Origin of the sequence: Lentzea sokolovensis, assembly GCF_033949975.1 — a bacterium.
GTDB lineage: Bacteria > Actinomycetota > Actinomycetes > Mycobacteriales > Pseudonocardiaceae > Lentzea > Lentzea sokolovensis.
Genome location: NZ_JAXAVU010000007.1, coordinates 266,755 through 286,479, shown reverse-complemented (window position 1 = coordinate 286,479; position 19,725 = coordinate 266,755). Strand labels below are relative to the sequence as shown.

15 protein-coding genes and 1 pseudogene are annotated in these 19,725 nt (G+C 67.8%); 5 read left to right on the top strand and 11 right to left on the bottom strand.

All coding sequences use genetic code 11. The features are described 5' to 3' along the window. Positions 1–50: 50 nt before the first annotated feature. The 4 genes and pseudogenes from SK854_RS48225 to SK854_RS13580 all read right to left on the bottom strand — a co-directional run. Positions 51–209: pseudogene (locus SK854_RS48225) on the bottom strand (VOC family protein); the annotation flags it as partial. Between the two features lie 195 nt (positions 210–404). Then, positions 405–1,868, bottom strand: a complete 1,464-nt coding sequence (locus SK854_RS13590) for a DUF1996 domain-containing protein (protein ID WP_319975440.1) — start codon at positions 1,866–1,868, stop codon at positions 405–407. A gap of 85 nt (positions 1,869–1,953) precedes the next feature. After that, positions 1,954–2,835 (bottom strand): DUF4142 domain-containing protein, encoded by an 882-nt coding sequence (locus tag SK854_RS13585; RefSeq protein ID WP_319975439.1) that lies wholly within the window; start codon positions 2,833–2,835, stop codon positions 1,954–1,956. Between the two features lie 1,344 nt (positions 2,836–4,179). Then, entirely contained in the window at positions 4,180–5,001 is an 822-nt protein-coding gene (locus tag SK854_RS13580) for a hypothetical protein (RefSeq protein WP_319975438.1), read from the bottom strand. Between the two features lie 454 nt (positions 5,002–5,455). On the opposite strand from SK854_RS13580, the gene SK854_RS13575 reads away from it, so the two are divergent. Continuing rightward, entirely contained in the window at positions 5,456–6,247 is a 792-nt protein-coding gene (locus SK854_RS13575; protein ID WP_319975437.1) for a hypothetical protein, read from the top strand. Positions 6,248–6,485: 238 nt separating this feature from the next. Here SK854_RS13575 and SK854_RS13570 read toward each other — a convergent pair whose 3' ends face one another. The 4 genes from SK854_RS13570 to SK854_RS13555 all read right to left on the bottom strand — a co-directional run bounded on the left by SK854_RS13570 (position 6,486) and on the right by SK854_RS13555 (position 10,186). Next, complete coding sequence (locus SK854_RS13570) at positions 6,486–8,693, bottom strand: SseB family protein (RefSeq protein ID WP_319975436.1); 2,208 nt, start codon at positions 8,691–8,693, stop codon at positions 6,486–6,488. Between the two features lie 34 nt (positions 8,694–8,727). After that, positions 8,728–9,285, bottom strand: coding sequence for a hypothetical protein (locus SK854_RS13565; protein WP_319975435.1), 558 nt, complete (start codon positions 9,283–9,285; stop codon positions 8,728–8,730). Beyond that, on the bottom strand, positions 9,282–9,548 hold the full coding sequence (locus tag SK854_RS13560) for a hypothetical protein (RefSeq protein WP_319975434.1): 267 nt from the start codon (positions 9,546–9,548) through the stop codon (positions 9,282–9,284). Before SK854_RS13560 ends, SK854_RS13565 begins: the two co-directional genes overlap by 4 nt. Positions 9,549–9,703: 155 nt before the next feature. Next, positions 9,704–10,186, bottom strand: a complete 483-nt coding sequence (locus SK854_RS13555; RefSeq protein WP_319975433.1) for a MarR family winged helix-turn-helix transcriptional regulator — start codon at positions 10,184–10,186, stop codon at positions 9,704–9,706. A gap of 64 nt (positions 10,187–10,250) precedes the next feature. On the opposite strand from SK854_RS13555, the gene SK854_RS13550 reads away from it, so the two are divergent. After that, a complete protein-coding gene (locus SK854_RS13550; protein ID WP_319975432.1) occupies positions 10,251–11,645 on the top strand; it encodes an LLM class flavin-dependent oxidoreductase in 1,395 nt (464 codons plus the stop codon). A 56-nt stretch (positions 11,646–11,701) separates the two neighbouring features. Further along, entirely contained in the window at positions 11,702–12,175 is a 474-nt protein-coding gene (locus SK854_RS13545) for a hypothetical protein (RefSeq protein ID WP_319975431.1), read from the top strand. Here the strand turns inward: SK854_RS13545 and SK854_RS13540 are convergent. The 3 genes from SK854_RS13540 to SK854_RS13530 are packed head-to-tail and all read right to left on the bottom strand — an operon-like array spanning position 12,172 to position 16,316. Next, entirely contained in the window at positions 12,172–14,259 is a 2,088-nt protein-coding gene (locus SK854_RS13540; RefSeq protein ID WP_319975430.1) for a M6 family metalloprotease domain-containing protein, read from the bottom strand. The two genes, SK854_RS13545 and SK854_RS13540, sit on opposite strands and share 4 nt — an antisense overlap. Before the next feature lie 51 nt (positions 14,260–14,310). Continuing rightward, a complete protein-coding gene (locus SK854_RS13535) occupies positions 14,311–15,654 on the bottom strand; it encodes a HAMP domain-containing sensor histidine kinase (RefSeq protein ID WP_319975429.1) in 1,344 nt (447 codons plus the stop codon). After that, positions 15,651–16,316 (bottom strand): response regulator transcription factor, encoded by a 666-nt coding sequence (locus SK854_RS13530; protein ID WP_319975428.1) that lies wholly within the window; start codon positions 16,314–16,316, stop codon positions 15,651–15,653. Before SK854_RS13530 ends, SK854_RS13535 begins: the two co-directional genes overlap by 4 nt. 151 nt (positions 16,317–16,467) lie before the next feature. Here SK854_RS13530 and SK854_RS13525 point away from each other — a divergent pair, with 151 nt between their 5' ends. Beyond that, on the top strand, positions 16,468–17,685 hold the full coding sequence (locus tag SK854_RS13525; RefSeq protein ID WP_319975427.1) for a bifunctional glycosyltransferase family 2/GtrA family protein: 1,218 nt from the start codon (positions 16,468–16,470) through the stop codon (positions 17,683–17,685). Further along, the gene (locus SK854_RS13520) at positions 17,682–19,724 is read left to right on the top strand and encodes an ArnT family glycosyltransferase (RefSeq protein WP_319975426.1); all 2,043 of its coding nucleotides are present in this window, start codon (positions 17,682–17,684) and stop codon (positions 19,722–19,724) included. The genes SK854_RS13525 and SK854_RS13520 overlap by 4 nt, the downstream gene beginning before the upstream one ends. The last annotated feature ends 1 nt before the right edge of the window (position 19,725 follow it).

Below are 19,725 nucleotides of genomic sequence, written 5' to 3'. Positions count from 1 at the left end.
CGTTGGTGGACATGATGCTGCTGGCCACTGGCCCGTCGTCCAGTACGGCCTACTGCGTAGGCCCGGCCCGCGGCGTCACGCAGCCAGTGGTACTGCCAGCCGAACACGGCCTGATAGAACCGCATGCTCCGCTCGGTGTCGTTGGTGGCGAGCTCCACCCAGCACGGGTTTCCCGGCGTGGTGGTCGCCCCGGCTGAGGGTCGGCTCATCGCGCCACCTCACGGACCGGCTGCCGCAGCGGATCGGGGTCTGCCGTGGTACCTGCGGTGATCATGGCAAGACCGTAACTTCCCGCCGGGATCGAAGTCAGTTCCAACCGAGCCCGGTGACATCCTCACCTACCGCAACGGAAATCCCCGGTGCCGCAGGAGGCGGCACCGGGGATTCCACTTACCCGAACAACGTCACTCGCGGCACTTCTTGCCGGTGTTCACGCAGTTGACCAGGCGGGTCATGATCTGCTGCGACATCACGTTCGCGAAGTCGTCGTGGTCGGTGAGCGGGTTGTGTTCCTCTTCCGGGAACGAGTCGACCGAGTACAGGCGCGCCTGCTGGACGTCCCTGGGGATGTTGTAGGTCAGGGAGATCCGCAGCTGCGGAACGGCCTTGAAGCCCTTCTTGCACTTGCCGTTCTGGTCCGGGAAGACGATGTGGTCGCGGTGGTTCGCGGAGTCGATGTTCTTGCCGTCCCAGCAGCTCGGGAAGTCATGGATGCGCTTTACCTTCGAGCCCTGCGGGCAGATCGGGTACTTGTCGATCAGCACCTTGTCCTCGAAGCCGCTGCAGGTCCAAGACGCCTTGGCGTTCTTCGGGCCGTTCTGGCCGGCCTTGGCGTCACCGTAGAGAACGCGGAGGAACTTCGGCATCGCGACGACCTTGCCGACCGGCGAACCGCGGAACTGGAGCTCGGCGACCTCCGGGCGCTGGATCTCACCCTCGTTGCCCGGCAGCTCGTTGTTCGCGTTCTCCTCGACGTTGTTCTGGTTCTTCTTGTTCTCGGTGCCTTCGGCCTGGGCGGTGTCGCTGTTCTCGCCGCCGTTCTCGAGGCCCTTGCTGTTCTGGTCCTTCAGCTTGCAGGGCGCGAGCTGCTTCAGCTCGGGCGCCTGCTGGTTCAGCCTGCGGAAGGCGATCTCCATGCGGTCCAGCGCCGCGACGCGCTTGTCCTTCAGCGGGCCGAGAATGGCGTTCTGCACGAAGTTCGGGCCGCCCTGGCCCTGTGACGAGGCAATGCGCTTGTCGGCCTCGTCGATCTGCTTCTCGATGTTCTCGAGCTCGCGGCTGATCTCGGCCTGCGCCTTGTCGGGGACGTCCTCGGGCAACGCGGAGGCGACGTCCGGGCATTCGACGGTAGGCGCGGCCTTGTCGGCCTTGTCCTTGTCCTGCTGCGCCTTGTCGTCCTTCTTCGGCGGTGCTTTCTCCTCGTCGTCCTCGGCCTTGTTGATGCGGATGACGGGCCAGAAGTAAGCGGACTTGTCACCGTTCTTACAGGTCGTGCCGGCCTTCTGCAGCGACTTGTTGTTGGAGTCCGCGTTGGTCGACAGGTTGCCGACGTAGTCGTGCAAGTGCTGCGCACCATTGCGAACGCCAGGCTGCGCGATGAAGTTGTCCGGGTTGAAGTGCCCGTTCTCGTTCCGGCCGCAGTCGACGGTGAACGTACCTGTAGTGGCGTCGTTCTCCGGTTTTGGTTTCTTGACGTTCGGCTTCACCTTGGTGATGTCGACGAACAAGCCTTCGTCCAGAGCGCCGTCGGCAAGCGCCGTGCCGTCGGCCGAACCGACAGCCACCACCGCGGCACCGCCCGCGACCAAGGCCATCGCCGCTGCTGCGGCGGTCAGCCAGATCGTGGATTTCCTCCGGTGAAAAGCCATTTGCCACCTCGTGTATTCCAATAAAACGGCATGGCGAAGCTGACGGCGGTTAGCCGTGTCATTCGGGCTGAACTTCGGTGTGCGGTTAGTACGACCGGGATTTACGTCTCGTATTCTTTTTGGACCGGGATATCATTCGCATTCCGACCAGTGCGAGCGCGAGCACCGCTATCGCGCCGAAGAAGACGCCGTTGTTCTCACCGAATACGCCTTGTTCGGCGGTGCGGGTGAACCTGGTGCCCTCCGGCACAGTCGGGATCACGCCGTCGGTCGGGTTGGCCGAGGCGTCCGCTCCCTGCTGATCTCCACTGGCATCCGGTGCCCCGATGCTGTTCGTGGGAGGAGCGAGCGGTTGTGGTGACTCGATCGCGCCGAAGTCGACGCGTCCGGTGTCCTCCATCGCCTTGATGTGCTCGAAGACGGTGATCATCGCCTGCGTGGAGAGGATGCGGACGAGCTCGTTCTTGGTGCCCGCCCGGATCTGTGCGGCATAGGCGTAGACCTTGCCGTGAGCCACGCGGAGCCGGTTGGCGAAGACGGAGTCGAACTCGTCGCCGTTGGCCGCGTCCATCTCGGCGAGCCAGCCCTTCTGCTCGTCGGTGGCCTCCCGCGGCAACGTGACTCCGAGCAGCACGCCCGCCCGGTTCACCACGTTGTCCAGCAGGGTGTGCCCCTCGATGAGGTGCTTACTGGCCTCCTGGATCTTCGGCTGGTCCGGCCGCTTGGCCTTGCCCTTCTCACCGGCGGGCTTCTCCCACAACCCGGCCTGCTTGACCCGGTTCATGAAGTCCCGGTCCGCGGGCCCGAGCGGACCCCACTGGGTCTGCACGACCTCGTCGCCCGTCCCGCCACTACCGGGCGGCGGGGTCGAGATGGGGGTCGAGGGAGTGGTGGGCTGGCCGATCGCGCTCCCGGTGTTGACCAGCACGGCCAGCACACAGCCTGCCAGCGCGACGATGAGTCGCATCGGCGTTGCCAAGTCCATGGGGAGTCGCACAAACGGGGATACGGCCAGTAATGGGAACGCGCCTCAGTTCGAGACCTCGACGTTATCAAACCGTTATCCAACTCCGCGCAACCCGAGCCCGACCTCGAGACCTAAAGTCCTGAGCACGAGCAAGCGTCTTGTGGCGTTGGGGACTCGTTCACCGAAGGGGCTGGGCGACGGCGCCAGTCGTCCGAACGGCGTGCGCGGACCGCGTCGCCGACGTACTGGGGGGCGCCGACCCGGAGTTCACCTACGTCAACCTGGCCGTTCGCGGCCGGTTGCTGCCGCAGGCGCCGCCCAGGAAGTAGTCGTAGGCGCGGGCCGCCGACGGTTCGCTGAGGTCCACGTCCACGCTGAGGTCCACGTCACTGCGTGGCTCGAAGGACGAGGCCAACGGCGTGGACCTTTCGAGAAGATTCTGAGGTTCTTCGGCGTTGGATTTCTTGCAGCACAGAAGGCGCTTGCACATGCGGGTGTCGCACTGACGTTCATGCGGGAAGTTCCAGGTACACGTGTTTGCGGAGCCACATGGTGGATCGGCAATGATAGACCAGTTATCGGCATCGCCGAACGACACCGCAAACCTGACATGTTCTGGTTCAACCTACCTCATGAGATCGGACATGTTCTATTTCATCCCAATCGCGTACCGGGGCTCCACTCCGCGGAAAGGTCACCGATGCCGACATCGAGGCGCTCGAGCAGTTCCAGGCCACCGCGACCTGATCAAATACTTTCGAGTGACTCGTGTACGCGTCACCCTTCTTCCGAATTCGCAGAGGGGCGACAACCCTTTGCGGCAAGAGACCAAGGTGAGGAAACGCGTCCACCGTTTCGCGAAGAGGAGGGCCGGCCCAGAACGTCGCCTCGGCCCCAGGTGCACGACGAGCCCAACCAGCGATCGCCAGCGCGGCGGTGACTCCGGCGAGTTGCCCGTTCGTCGCTGCACCGCGTCGGCTACCGCTTCCTGGCTTCCTCACCGATGGCACCAACGCCGCCACGACCCTTGACCGTCACGACCGACTGGCCATCAACCTACGCACGGCGGTATGCGACTCACCCAGCAAGACCGACCCGGCGATCCGCCGACGCTACGACAAGCGGTGATCCTTGCGAAGCGTCGTTGGCGTCGTTGGCGTCGTATGCAGCGAGGTCCATTATGGAGCGTTCTGGGCAACCGACACCGGCGTCGCAGACCTGAAGGTTTACGGCACCAGCGGGGACGAGATCTTCGAGATCACCGCCGCGGCCATCGGCGCCGCGTTGCACAGCCTCGAAGCAGGCCTTCGCGCTCAAGTTGGTCCACGCGACAACCCTTAAACGTCAAACCACGATCTCCTCCTCGCAGCTCGGGATCTCATGAGCAAGTTCCCCATCGGTCGTCCTTCGCATGAGCTGGTGCTCGAATTCCGTGCGGACGATCTGGACCAGCTGGCGGGCCGGGCCTGCTCCGATTCCCATGCGGACCCGCAACGTTTCAGCCGAGATCGGCCTCTGGTGACGTGCGCGGTGCACCGCGTCTTCCTGCCTTGCCTTCTCCAAGAGCTTCTCCGGCGAGACCTTCTGACTCCGTGGTCGAGTATGCGACTGCGCACAGATCTCCTGCTGTTCGGCAAAGTTCCTCGAAGATCCATCCTCGGACACATCCCGCTTCATCACACCGGATTCGTCGGCACCAACGATGTCTTGGATCTTCCCTGTCGCATGCCTGGTCGCACCGATCGCTTGCAGAAAGCCGGGGCCCACCTCAGCCCAGCCAACCAGAAGGAGCGGCCCCACGGCATCGAACGCCGCCTTCCCGTATTCACCCGCGATGACCGGATCGGCCACGTTCAACGCCAGCGTGACAACGCTCGCGAAGATCAGCAGCCGGCGGGCTGGACGGAGCACATCGGGGGAGACACCACTGAGAGCCAGGTGCCTCGTACCGAGCAGGAGACCAAGAATCGAAAGGTCGACGGCGGGCGCGACGAGCGGCGCCACCCAGACTGGCACTCCCAGACGGAGGGCAAGGTTGAGCACGTTACCGAAGCCGAACATGAACGTGAGACCCACGACCGTGCCCATGATGATCGTGACAACCCGCACGATGGCCGCCGCGTCGCTCGACAGCTCCAGTGCCGAACCGTGGCCTGAAGACGCCATCAGGTATCACCGCCTGGGTTGTCAACCAGAAAGCTGCCTTCAATCACCAGCATGCCGCTGGAAATCCGCTGGTCAGACGCGGGACCGTCTGTGTGTAGCCCTGCCGGGGGCACCGAAGTCGAAGGCGATTCGTGTTCGCGGAAAGCGCGAACACGAATCGCCTTCGGGCGTTTTCTGGGGGCCGAGCCCCCAGACCCCAGCCGGGGGCAAGCCCCCGGACCCCCCGTAGGTTGCCCAGCCCGTGAGCATGCGCGTGGTCAGGCCGGGTGGAGTTGCGCGCTTTGGAGGTCTAGGTGGACCCGGCGATGGGCAGGCATGGGTTCACGGCCTCGCCCGTCGGGCCGGTAGGCCTTCTTGGGCTCACAGGGCCCGTTCTCTGGAGCTGGCACGATGTGGTGCGGGGAGTCGTGCTTGTGGACGCGCGTTCCCTTTCCCGGCCCGAGGATTGGACGCAATGGGACGCTCGCCGGTGTTCACCTTCCAGTACATCGCCATCGACACGGAGGCTGGTGTCACGCCGGAGGAGTTCGAGACCTTCGTGCGTGCTGAAGGCGTTCACCTGCCCTTGTACCCGGGGTGGCGGTGGACTCTGCTGCGCGGGTTGCGCGGAGAGCGGACCGGGCAGTACCTGATGTTGTACGAGATCGAGAGCGCCGAGCAACGCGACCGCTACGTCACAGCCCGGGGTGAGCAGACCGAGCCGGCCCGGCTGTTCTGGGCGCGGCACCCCGAGGCGGAGGCTGTGCTGGCGCGATGGCGGCGGCTGGGCACGTTCGGTGAGCTGCCCACGTTGTTCACCGACTACCGGCTGCTGGCCGACAATCCGCGGAGCACGGTCACGCCCGGCCCCCGTTACCGCGACCGCCCGGGAGAGGAGCCCGTCGCCAGGGTCGTCGGGATCCACAACCTGGCGTTGCGCGCCGGTGCGACCGAGGAGATGTTCGACCGCTTCATCGCCGAGAACCACCACCGGATCGACGACTACCCGGACTGGCGGTTCCACGTGCTCAAGGGCGAGCGGGGCAACCGCCTCGACCAGTACGTGATGATGATGGAGATCGCGAGCCTGGACGCGCTGGACGTCTTCTACCCCGAGCCCGACATCGCCACCGGCGAGGCCGCGGAGTTCGCGGCCGCCCACCGCGACACCAAGCAGATGTACGAGGAGTGGAAGCAGCTGGCCTCGTTCTCGGGCTCGCCGCAGATCTACACGGACTACCTCGCCGTCGCGGAGAACCCGGCGTAGCCCCCAGACCCCAGCCGCGGGGAAGCCCCCGGACCGCCGTAGGTGTCCCGGCCCGCACCAAGTGCTCGTGGTTGGCCGTGTGGGCATGGCCAGGCGGGTGGGTTCGCACGCCGGGTGAGGTGGCGCGGATCTGCTCGCTTTGACCAGGCGTTGTTCAGGAAGGGCCGCGGGCGGTTTGGTCGCGACCCCTCCTGATGTTCTGGCTGCGGCTCCTGACGTGACGCGATCGGGCGGGTGCTCAGGCGTTCAGCGCGGCTATCAGGTCGTCGCCTGGCAGTTCTACGCCCAGCTGGCCGCCTGGGTTGATCAGCAGGACGCCGCCGGCCAGCACCGGGGCCAGTTCACGGCCTGTCGTCTCCATCGGGGACGCGGCTTCCTGCGGGAGGTGGCCCGGAGCGGACCACACCGCGATGAAGCTGCGTCCGTCCTGGGTGACGCCCATGCGCAGGTTGCCCTGACCGTCGGTCTCCGCGATCAGGTTCGCCTCGAGGGTCGCCGTGAGCAGGCGTTCCTGCGGTGCCCAGCCGGCCGCGACGTAGCCCAGCACCACGTCCAGGTCCGCCAGGGGCTCGGGGAAGCCGCGCCGTTGCGGGCCTGGGCGGTAGTTCGGATTCAGGTACGTCTCGCCTGTCAGCTCACCGTCCGCGCCCGCCGCGTAGGCGCCGAACAGCGTCGCGTCCGGGATGCCCTCGATGTAGTTCGGGTTGACCTCCGGGTCGGCGCACCACAGCCAGGCGTCGGGGACCTGGCGGCGGGCCTGTTCGCGCAGAGACTCCGTGGCCGGGGGCAGGCCGGGGTGCAGGGTGAAGTCGTCGATGTAGTCCGGGTACTCGACGAACGGCTTCGGCAGGACGTAGGCGCGGGCGCCGTCCGCGGTTACAGCGGTGATCAGTGTCCACGGGCCCTTGAGCCGGTACAGGTGGTGCTCTCGGTCCGACTGGATCTCGCTCTCGTAGGCGAGGTTGCCGTCTGGAGCGCCGTAGCGGTGCACGAACAGGTCTTCGACCTTGGTCAGCCGCACGCCGGTCATCGTGTCCAGCGACGGGTCCAGCTCCGAGGTCACCTGGTACGGCGACTGCCATGCGGGCAGTTCCTCGTCGAGCTCGAACCGCAGCGCGTCCTGGTTCTCGATGAGCTGGCCGATCAGGTAGGTGACCGCGTTGCGGACGTCCGCGAACCTCTCGTGCTTCTCCTTCAGCTCGCCGTCGGCCCGGTAGACCTCGTACCAGTCGGCGTCGCGGACCAGGCACCACGCCTGGTCGCGGTGGCCTTCCAGGCTGTAGAAGCGCGGGCTGGTCTGGACGCGCGTGATCACGAGGCGAAGCGGTTCCAGCGCCTTGTGGAACGCCGCCTCGACCTGCTTCTCGCTGAACGGCCTGCCCATCGCGAGCGCCGCCGCGCGGGCCTTCGCGATCTCCGGGACTGCGGGGACCTCGTAGCGCTGCTGGCGGATGTGGTCGACCAGTGCCATCGACGGCGGGATCTCGTGCGTGCGCAGGTGGTACGCGACGCTCGCGGGCCACACCCGGCGGCCGTCGGTGTGGTAGCCGAGCGGGACGACCTTCTCGTCACCACCGGTGAAGAGGTCCGTCGCCGAGCCGCGCGACGACAGGACGACCGGAGCGCTCTCCAGGTAGCGCAGCAGGAAATCATGTTCCCTGGCACCGACCATCGGGCGGTACCAGGTTCCCCTGCCGTTCTCGATCACGTCGAACGCGCGCACGAGTTCGAGCCGGGCCTCCTCCGGCAGGGGGTTCCACGCCCTGGCGCGTCCCCGCTGCTGGATCTTGCCGGTCGCATGCCACATCCAGTCCGGCACCGCTTCCGGCCGCCTCGGCAGCAACCTCAGCTCGTCGGCAGCGTGCTGGTCTCCGCTGGTCTCAAGCGCCCATTCCGGTTGACCCTCGATCAGGAACCGGCGCGTGGTCTCGCCGCCAGCGACGAACGTGAGGCCCGCGGTGAACCACGTGCCGAGGCTGTTGCGGAAGTCGCGCATCCGCAGCCGGTGCAGCCACTGGCTGACCATCACCGGCGGTGCCCACACGTGGGTGGCGCCGTCGATGGTGACCGTCGCCTCGACCTCCATGCGGCGGCCGAGTGCGTGGCACCGGAGTTCGACCTGCTGCCAGCCGTCCGGAGCGTGTGCGACGAGAGCTTCCTCGACCTGGCCGAGGATCGAGGTGTTGGTGCGCGGCATGGTGTCGCCGGGAGGCAGCGACGGGTACTGCGGCCACGCGCCGGGCAGCGGTGGCATCTCGCGGAGCAGGACCAGTCGTTCGGCGCTCACGTGGCCCTGCAACGGATCCAGCTCGGTCGGTGCCGCGCCTTCCTCGGTGACGCGCCAGACCTCGGCGCCCAGCACCGTCTCGAACTGCGCGGTCGTCGCGTCCGTGCCGGGCTCGATCCGGAACGCCTTGTTCCCGTCGATCGCGATGTCGAACTGCACGTGCTTCACTCCCTGCCGCACAACGGAAAAACGGTCACGACTGGCGCGGTTCGACGAACTCGGCCCACTTCGGCGGCTGCTTGCCCATCTCCTCCATCATCTCCAGCATGTCGCGGAGATCGGCGACGTTCGGCGCGGTGCCCGCGAACCAGTCGCTGACGCTGTCCCAGGCCTTGCGCGCGCCCTCGCCTTCGACGACGTCCCAGACGGGTGGGTCGTCCTGATCCAGGTCGGCGCCGTCGACGACGTGGTACGCGTAGCCCTGGTGCGCCGTGAGCGCGAGCAGACCGCGCGGGTCGGCCAGCTCGTGGTCGAGGCCGTTGAGCGTGGCGACGACGTGCCGTTTGCGTTCGGCGGTCATCGCGTCGACCCCGAACGCGGTACCGGCCAGCCACAGTCCTGATTGGACACCCATGATGCGCAACACCTGGCGCACCGCCTGGGGAACGCGTTCCACGCCCTGGTCCGCGGCCATCTGGTCGATCTGGTCGTCGGACGCGCCTGCCACGGACCCGCGACGCAGACCGTTCGCGCACACGCGCTCGAAGATCGCGTCGATGCGCTCGCTCGGGTTGTCGGTCGGATGGTTCACAGCGGGTAGAGCCTCGCTCCAGCTCGGTTGACGACTTCCAGGCGCATGTTCGGGAAGACGCGCTCGTAGGCGAGCATGATCTTCTGGCACGACATGCAGATCTGGAACTCGGCCGGGGTTCCGTCGCGCTTGGCCGACGGCAGGTCGACGACCATGCGGAGATCGCCTGAGATGTCCGCGGCGGAGAACGGCGTGTGAGTCGTGCCGTTCGCCTCCGCCCTCGCCGCCGCGCGCTTGTTCAGCTCGTCGATCGCGAGGGACATGTGGCTCGGAACGTTGCCGGGGGAATTCGCGGTCAGACGGGTGCATCGTGGTGTCGCTCCCACGTCCTCGTACTGGTTGTACGTGGGCGTGGGAGCGGCGCCGCGAGGTGCCCTGCTGAGCGTGGATCACCTCGCCAACGTTCCGAGACGCACCACTAGGACGTGCTCGCGGCGATGTCCTGCACGGCCTGGCAGGCGCTCGGCACCGGGTCCAGCTCGTTCACGTGCCCGGCCAGCCGGCAGAGCAGCCCCTTGAACGTCTCCCGGTCCCCCGCGGACAACCCGGACAGCACGTGCGCCTCGGCGTGCGACAGCCGGAGATCGAGCTCCGCCAGCCGGGCCCGGCCCACGTCGGTCGCCACGACCAGGCGGGTGCGGCGGTCGGTGGGCGCCGGGCGGCGTTCGACCAGTGACGCCCGTTCCATGTCGTCGAGCAGGTACGTCATGACGGTGCGGTCGATGCCCAGTTGCTGGCAGAGCGCGGACTGGCTTTCCGGCTGGTCGCGGGTGGCGGCGGTGAGGATCTGGTAGCCGCGGTGGCCGCCGGGGAGGTCGCCCACGGCCTGGTTCGTCGCCTTGACGTAGGCGCGGAACACCACACCGAGGGTCCAGCCGAAGTCGTCCTCAAGCGCGGTCACCCGGCCAATGATAGCCCGGACAGAACGTCTGTGAAGCAGAACATCTGCGTGGCATACTTTCGGCATGACAGATTACGGCCACCCACTCGAGTTCGGGGTGTTCCTGCCGCCCGACGCCGCGCGGTTCGACGACACGCTGCGGCTCGCGCAGGCCGCTGACGTGCTCGGACTGGAGCTCGTCAGCATCCAGGACCACCCGTACAACGCGGCGAATCTCGACACGTGGACGTCGCTGTCGGTCATCGCCGCGTCCACCACCAACGTCCGTGTGTTCCCCAACGTCGCGAACCTGCCCCTCAGGCCGCCGGCCATGCTTGCGCGCGCGGCGGCGAGTCTGGACGTCATCACCGGTGGGCGCGTGGAGCTGGGGCTCGGCGCGGGCGCGTTCTGGGACGCCATCGCCGCCATGGACGGGCCGCACCGCACGCCGGCCGAGTCGGTCGAGGCGCTCGAAGAGGCCATCGCGGTGATCAGGGCACTGTGGACACCCGGTCGTGGAATTCGGTTGCAGGGCAAGCACTACTCACTCAGCGGCGCGCGTCCTGGACCGTTTCCCGCGCACGACATCGGCATCTGGCTGGGCGCCTACAAGAAGCGGATGCTCCAGCTCACCGGTCGCCTCGCCGACGGTTGGCTGCCGTCGAGTCCATATGCGCCACCACAACAACTCAAAGCGATGAACGCCATCATCGACGAGGCCGCGCAAGAAGCTGGACGTGAGCCCAAGGACATCCGCCGGATCTACAACATCGGATCCGAGTTCACCGCGGAGCAACTCGCCGAACTGGCGCTCAATGACGGCATGAGCGGATTCATCCTGATGGTCAACACCGACGACGAACTGCGCACGTTCGCAGAGGAGATCGCACCGGCCGTGCGCGAAATCGTGCAGAAGGAACGCGGCTCAACGCTCCTGTGGGACGAGTCCACGCGCCCAAAAGGCCCGGCGCCTGAAGCGGACGCCGTCTACACCGCTTCGGGCAGGGCGATGGGCCGTCAGCTGATCGGGGTCCACAACCACCTGCGCGACGAGCTGACGAAGGTCCGTTCGATCGTCGACCAGGTCGCGGACGGCATCCTCGACGTCGGCGAGGCGCGGTCCGAGATCAACACGATGACCATGCGCCAGAACAACTGGACGATGGGCGCGTACTGCGAGAGCTACTGCCGGCTCGTCACCCTCCACCACACGCTGGAAGACACGAGCCTGTACCCGCAGCTCAGGGAAGGCGACGCGCGGCTCGGACCGGTCCTCGACCGGCTGACCGAGGAGCACCAGGTCATCCACGAGGTGCTCGAACGCCTCGACGCGGCGCTGGTGGCCACGGTCGCGGAACCGCACCGCATCGGCGAGGTGCAGAAAGCGGTCGATCTGCTCACGGAGACGCTGCTGTCGCATCTGTCCTACGAGGAGGGCGAACTGGTCGAGCCGATGGCCCGCATCCCGTACCACCACTGAGTGCACTTGGGCGTGTGCGGCGCCACGCGGCCGCGGACTGCCAACAGACTGGGTTCGTGGACACCAGGAAGCGAGTCGATCCCGTCCGGCGCGGTCGCACCATCCTGGGGGCGTCGTTGCTGCTCACAGCCGTCGCCGCGGGGACACGGGCCGCCGTCGGGTTCAGTCACGCCGCCGAGTCGGAGGCCGCGATCCGCGCGAAGGACGGCCTGGACGTCACGATCGCGCTGCACACCGGGCTGACGTACGCGTGGCTGCTGTTCGCGGTGCTGACCGGGATCGCCGCGGTTCCGTTGCTGGTCAACGCGTCGGGCCGGACGTTCGCGGCCGGGGTCTGCTACTCGCTCGGCATGCCGTTGCTGCTGTTCAGCATCGGCGTGATCGCACCGGTCTCCACGGTCCAGACGCTGACGTGGCTGGCGTGCGGCGCCATCTTGCTGTTGACGTGCTTCGTGATGCTGACGTCAGGGCCGGTTCCGCAGCGGCAAGCTCCGGACCGGCGCAGGCCGGTCCGGAGCCGTCACCGCTAGCGGCCGGTCACCGTGCAGGTGGCGGTCGCGGACTTGCCGGGGTTGCTCTCCGACACAGCCGTGAGCGTCACCTTGGACATGATCGGCCCACTGCCCCGCTGCGCGTGCACCGGAACGTCGACCGTCCCGCCGAACTTGGCCGTGGCCAGCGCGTTGGGCACCGACACGGTCCAGCCGTTCTCGGCCTTCGCCGTCACCCGGTAGACGTCACCGTTGAGGTACTGGTCGACGGGCTCCGGGTGCTGTCCACCGGGAGGGGCCGTGCGGCCGGTGTTGGTCAACGGGAAACGGCACGTCGCGATACCTGAAGAGTCAGCACGGGCGGCGGTCGGGTTGACCCGCACGCCGCGCTGCTGCGGTCCCGCACCGTCCAGCGACCGGACCGCCACCGTGTAGGACAGCACGCCACGGGAGTCGCGTTGCAGGTCCAGCACGTAGAAGTGCAGGCGGTTGGCCGTGTCGACGAACTCGAACTCGCTGCCGGAGTTCGTGCCCGCGTGCAGCAGCGCGTCGGACAGCTGGCGGTAGTCGCCGATCGTGATCGGAACCTTGGTGCCGTCGGGCAGGACGTAGTCGGTCATGCCGATGTCCTGCGGGTTCGCGTCGATCACCCACGTGAACGGCGCCGCGTCGGCGTTCTTGGTCTTGGCCAGCATCACGCCGGAGTCCGGGGTGAACGAGTCGGCGCCCATCCGGTCCACGACTTCGAGCGTGTAGTTGTTGTAGCCGCCGCCGTCGCAGAACGGGTTGGTGGAGACGTTGCAGGACGGGGACTTGTCGCCGGTGCCCAGTGCGAGGTTGATGCCGGTCAGGCCGGTGGCGCCGGGGTTGACCTCGCGCGCGGTGATCTTCGCGATGACCGTGCCGGAGCCGGCCAGGGCTTCGCGCGACAGCCGCAGGACGTTCTTCTCGTCCACGATGCCGAGCTTGATCTTGTTGCGCAGGGTCTGTTGCGCGCCGAGCGATCCGCCGCCGGTCGACGGAATCGTCCAACGGGAGTGCGGGCCGCCAGGGCCGTTGAACGAGCCGCGCGACAGCATGTCCCACGGGCCGCTGTAGTCACGGCGTGGCGGGCTGCCGTACGGGTTGTTGTAGTTGTCGCCGATGCCGAGGATGTGGCTCAGTTCGTGCGCGTACACGCCCTGGCCGGAACTCTCGGCCTGGGTGGACGAGCCGCCGCCCGCGTTGGGCCAGATCGACGAGCCCGCCGCCCACGACGTCCAGTCCACGTACCGGGTGCTCGACCAGTTCGGCAGCGCGGGGTCCGGCGGGCCGAAGGCGTCGGTCACGTCCTCCTTGGTCCGGAACTTCATCATCCCGAACTCCTGCCACGTGCCGGACTCGTCCTGGCCCGCCGACAGGTAGTAGGTGAAGTCGTAGCCCGCGGGCACCTCCGCGCCGACGTCGGCCACCCACGCGGCACGACCGTCGGTGCGGATGTTGCGGTTGCAGGAGTCGCCTGCGGGACAACCGGTTCCGCCCTGGAACTCCATGGCGTACTCGTGGTCCTTGCCCGGCATCGTGTACGGGCCGAACGCCTTCAGGTCGACGCCGTAGCGCCCGCCGGAGGTCTCCATCCAGTACTCGTGCACGGTGTGGCCGCGGTTGAGGCCGTTCGGCTTGTTGAGGAAGTCCTGGTAAAACTGCCCGACCTCGGCGCGCGGCACGTTGCTCGCCTCGGCGCTCGGGTTGCCGAACACCGTGGAGTTCTTGGCCTGCGTGACGACGAACGGCTGGTTCGGGTAGTCCAGCAGGACCAGCGCGCCCTTGAAAGTGCGCACGGAACCCTTGACCGCCGGGTCGGCCCAGTTGGTGCCGGGGATCTTCTTGTAGTCCCGTTCCCACGTCATGTGGTCGGGGTTGACCCAGTTCTGCGGGTCGATCGGGCCGGGGAACCCGTTCTGCGCCAGCACTCGCGCGGTGTCCCGGGACTGTTGCCACGGCTGCTGTTGCGGCCAGTGCTTGTACTGCCAGTGGTTCGACGGTTCTTCCGGGGGAGCTGCGGCGGAGTTGCCGGCGGTGAACATCGCGACCGAGAGGAACGCGGTGATCAGCAGGGCAGGGCGCCGGTGTCTGCGGTCCATACCACCACCGTGGTGCAGAGCGACCCGTGCGAACCAGCGCCGATCGTCTGATCAGTTGGCGGGCAGCTCGATTCGCACCGACGCACCGCGTGGTCTCGGCACAAATCGCACGCTGCCGCCGTGCACGGCCACGACGTCCGCCACGATCGCCAGCCCCAGGCCGGATCCGGGCAGGCCACGGGCGTCGGGAGCGCGCCAGAACCGTTCGAACGCCGAGTTCCTGTGCTCGAACGGCACTCCCGGGCCCTCGTCGCTGACGGTGAGCCAGCCCGGTTTCGAGCGGACGGTGATCGTGGAGCTCGCGGGCGAGAACTTCACGGCGTTGTCGAGCAGGTTGAGCACGCTGCGTTCCAGCGCGCTCGCGTCGCCGACGACCGACCAGCCGTCGCGATCGACGTCGAAGAGGTGGTCGTGGGCCCGGCTGCGGGCGCGTTCGACGGCCCGGTCGATCACCGCGGCCACGTCGACGGGCTCGCTGGCCAGTTCGCGGTCGTCGCGGGCGAGGACGACCAGTTCGGTGACGAGGTCGCCGAACTCCTGGCTCTGGGCCTGCAGGCGGTCGAGGACCTCGCGCCGCTGAGGCAGGTCGCGGCCCGTTCGTTCGCTGCGCACCAGCAGGTCGATGTTGGTGCGCAGGCTGGTCAACGGGGTGCGCAGCTCGTGCGCGGCGTCGTTGACGAGGTTCTTCTGACGGCGGCGGGACTCCGCCAGGGCGGCGGTCATGGACGTGAAGGCACGGCCCAGGCGGCCCACCTCGTCCTGGCCGTCGACCGTGATCGCGGTCGCCAGGTCCTGGGTGCGCGCGATGTGCTCGGCGGTCTCGGTGAGGCGTTCCATCGGGGCCAGCGCACGGCGGGTCAGCCAGAGACCGGTGCCGGCCACGAGCAGCGCGCCGAGGATCGAGACGGCCACCAGGACTCCGCCGAGCGTGGTCAGCGTGGTGTCGATCTCGGCCGTGCTGCGGCTCAGGATCAGCACCTCGCCGGTGTCCATCGGTTGCAGGAGAACGCGTGCCTCGGCGCCGGACTTCGTGATGCCGTCGCGGAACGTCGGTGTCTTCACGAAGTCGCCGGCGACGTTGACGACCGGGTCGACGCCGGGCGGCGCGCAGGTGCTGCCGTCGGCGTTCAGGGTCTGGATGCCCTGCAGGACCTGTTGCAGTCCCTCCGTCGGAACGCCCTGGTCGCAACGGATCTTGAACTCGCGCCGCTCCCCCGGTTCCAGCGGCTGGCCGATCCGCGGCGGCACGCTCGCGAGCAGCGACTTGTCGAGCTGGGAACGCAGGTTGTGCTCGGTGGCGAGCCAGGTGACGACGCTGATCCCGGCGATGGCGACCGCCACGACGCACGCGGTGATCAGCGCGAGCTTGCTGCGCAGCAGGACCGGACGGCTCATGGCGACTCGCGCAGGATGAAACCCATGCCGCGCACGGTGTGCAGCAGCCGGGGGCGGCCGCCGGTCTCGGTCTTGCGCCGCAGGTAGCCGATGTACACGTCGAGGTTGTTCGTGCCGTTGTCCTGGCCCCACACGGCGTGCTTGAGGTGCTGCTTGGTCAGCAACCGCTCCGGGTTGCCCAGGAAGACCGCGAGCAGGTCGAACTCGGTCGGGGTCAGGTCGAGCCACTCGCCGCCGCGCACGACCTCACGGGCGTCCGGGTCCAGCACGAGGTCGGCGAACCGGAGCGTGCGCGGGACCGCGCGCCGCCGGTTCTGCTTGAGCAGTGCGCGGACCCTGGCCAGCAGTTCTTCCAGCGCGAACGGTTTGACCAGGTAGTCGTCGGCGCCGGCGTCCAGGCCGGTGACCCGGTCGCCCAGCGCGTCGCGGGCGGTGAGCATCAGCACGGGCAGGCGTTCCCCGGCCGCGCGCAACCGCCGACAGGCCTCCGAACCGTCGAGGTTCGGCATCATCAGGTCGAGAATCGCCAGGTCGGCGCCCGCGAGCCGGACCAGTGCCTCCGCCCCGTCCGCGGCGGTGGTGACCTCGTAGCCCTCGAACTCCAGGCTGCGCCGCAGACTGTCCCGCACGTCCGGGTCGTCGTCCACCACGAGCAGTCGCATGTGCAAGACGGTAGGGCTCTTCGCTGTGAGCGAGCTGTGTGTATGCGCTCTAACGATTCTCTCAGCAGAAGCCAAGGACGTTCTCACGACAACGTCAGCAGGCTCGGTTGCACAACGGTCACAGCTGTGTCCACAGTGGAACGGAGATGACATGGCGGTGAGCACCGCACAGGCCACGGGGACGGTGGACATCATGATCCCCGTCTACAACGAGGAACGCGCACTGCCCGGCTGCGTCGACGTGCTGCACGCGTTCCTGACCGAGCAGTTCCCGTTCGACTGGTCGATCGTGGTCGTGGACAACGCGAGCACGGACTCGACCATGGAGGTCGCCTGGGAGCTGGCTCAGAAGTACGAGCGGGTGCGCGTGCACCACCTCGACCGCAAGGGTCGCGGGCTGGCGCTCAGGGAGTCGTGGGGCTCCAGCGAGGCCGCGGTCGTCGTCTACATGGACGTCGATCTGTCGACCGGTCTGGACGGGTTGCTGCCGCTGGTCGCGCCGTTGCTCAACGGCCATTCGGACCTGGCGATCGGCTCCCGGCTCGCACCGGGTTCGCGCACGGTGCGCGGACCGCGGCGTGAACTGGTGTCGCGCGCCTACAACGCGTTGATCAGACTGACGCACGGCGCGAAGTTCAGCGATGCCCAGTGCGGTTTCAAGGCCGCGCGCACGGAGGTCATCCGGCCGTTGCTCGGCCAGGCCCGCGACGAGGCGTGGTTCTTCGACACCGAACTGCTGCTTCTGGCCGAGCACAACGGTTTGCGCGTGCACGAGGTACCGGTCGACTGGGTCGAGGACGTGGACAGCCGGGTCGACGTCGTCGGCACGGCCATCGACGACATCAAGGGGTTGATCCGCGTAGCTCGTGCGAAGGCCAACGGCACGGCTCGCGTGAACGGGCTGCCACAACGGCCTCAGCCCCGTGCCATCCACCCGGACGCCGTGCTGAGCCGCAGTGAGGGCGGGCTTTCCTGGCAGGTGCTGTCGTTCGCGGTGATCGGCGTGATCTCCACGCTCGCGAACCTGGCCCTGTACGGCGTCTTCCGGCTGTGGTGGCCGGTGCTGGTGGCCAACCTGGTCGCGTTGATCATCACGACCCTGTTCAACACCGAGGCCAACCGCCGCTTCACCTTCACGGCTCGCAACACCGCCCGCGGCAAGACGCATCTGCAGGGCTTCGTGGTGTTCGGGCTCTACTACGCGTTCACCTCGGCCGCGTTGCTCGTGCTGCCCGCGGTCTACCCCGACCCTCCCCGCGCTCTCGAACTGGTGGTGCTGCTCGGTTCTTCCGCGCTGGGCACCGCGGGGCGCTTCTTCCTGCTGCGGAGCTGGGTGTTCCGCCGGGACAACCGAAAGGACCAGGCATGACCGCCACGGCCGAAGTGGCCGCCCCCGCCGACGTGCCGACCGAATCGCGTTCTCCCCGTTGGCCCGCATGGGCTCTCGTGGCGATCTGCGTGCTGGCCGGTGCGCTGTACGTGTGGGCGATCGGCGCCGGACAGGTCGGCAACTCCTATTACGCGGCCGCGGCGAAGTCGATGTCGACCTCGTTCGGCAACTTCCTGTTCGGCTCGTTCGATCCCGCCGGTGTGGTGACGGTCGACAAGCCGCCGATGTCGTTGTGGCCCCAGGCGATCGCCGTGTGGATCTTCGGGTTCCACGGCTGGGCGGTGTTGCTGCCGCAGGTGATCGAGGGCGTGGCTGCGGTGTTCCTGTTGCACCGCACCGTCCGGTTGTGGGCGGACGAGAAGGTGGCGCTGCTCGCCGCGCTGATCCTCGCGCTGACGCCGATCACCGTGGCGATCAACCGCGACAACAACCCGGACACGTTGCTGGTGTTGCTGCTCGTCGCTGCCGCCTACGCCTTCACCCGGTCGGTGCAGTCCGCGGAGAGCCGGCCGCGGACGAAGTGGTTGCTGTGGTGCGCTTTCTTCATCGGCTGCGGGTTCCTGACCAAGATGCTGCAGGCGTGGATCGTGGTGCCCGGGTTCGCGCTGGCCTACCTGGTGGGGACATCGGCTCCCGTGAAGCGCCGGATCCTCGACCTGCTGGCGGCCGGCGGGGTGCTGGTGGCGTCGTCGTTCTGGTGGGTGGCGCTGCACGCGTTCTGGCCGGGGTCCAAGCCGTACATCGGCGGGAGCACGGACGGCGGCGCGTGGGACCTGATCATCGGGTACAACGGCCTGGGGCGCGTGTTCGGCGGCGACGGCAACCGGGGCGGCGGAAGCATGCCTCTTCCCAGCGGCGCGGTACCCACCGGGCAAGGGCCGATGGAGTTCGCGGGTCCCGGCGGTGCGATGTTCGGCGGTCAGCCCGGCGTCCTGCGCATGTTCGACGCCTCGGTCGGCGGGCAGATCTCCTGGCTGCTGCCGTTGTGCCTGCTGGTCCTGGGCGCCGTGGCGGTGGCGGGCGTGCTGCGCCGGCGGCGCGGGGTTCCGGGTGTTCCGGCCGAACGCGCGGGCTGGTTCATGTGGGGCAGCTGGTTGCTGGTGACAGCGCTGGTGTTCAGCCTCGCGCAGGGCATCTTCCACCCGTACTACACGACGATGCTCGCGCCGGCCGTCGCGGCGATCAGTGCCGCCGGGATCGTGATGTTCTGGCGTGTCAAGAGCTTCGTGCGCTTCCTGCTGCCGCTGTCGGTCGCGATCACGGCCGGGTGGGCGTTCGTGCTGGTCTCGCGGGACACGTCGTTCCACGGCTGGACGCGGTGGGCGGTGCTCGGGGTCGCCGCGGTCGCCGTCGTGGTGCTGCTGGTGGGCCTGCGCCGGGCCGGGCTGGTGGCGGCGGTGGTCGCGATGCTGCTGGTGCCTGCCGTGTGGTCGACCGCTGTCGCCGCGACGGCCAGTTCCAACGGCGTGATGCCCGCTGCCGGGCCGAACGAGCGCGGCAACGGCGGCTTCCAGATCTTCCGCAACGGGCAGCAGCCGCCCAACGGGGTGCAACCACCGAACGGCACGCAGCTGCCCAACGGGGCGCAGCCGCCCAACGGCCGGGGAAACCGGGGGCCGATGATGGGCGGCCCTGGTGGCCAGACCACGCTCACCGACGAGCAGAAGCGAATCCTCGACTACGCCAAGAAGAACGGCAACGGCGCGGAGATCACCCTCGCGGTCGCCGGTTCGGCTCAGATGGCGTCGCCGTTCATCATGGGCTCCGACGAGGTCGTGATCGGCATGGGCGGGTTCTCCGGCTCGGACAACGCGCCGTCGGTCGACCAGCTGCAGTCCTGGGTGAGCGAGGGCAAGCTCAAGTTCGTGCTCGGCGGCGGTGATCAGATGGGTGGTCGCGGTCCTGGCGGCCGCGGCGACAACGGCCGCCAGGAGTGGATCACCGCGCATTGCTCCACAGTGGACCCGAGCGCCTACGGTGGCGGATCAGGACTGGAGCTGCTGGAGTGCCGTGCGTGAG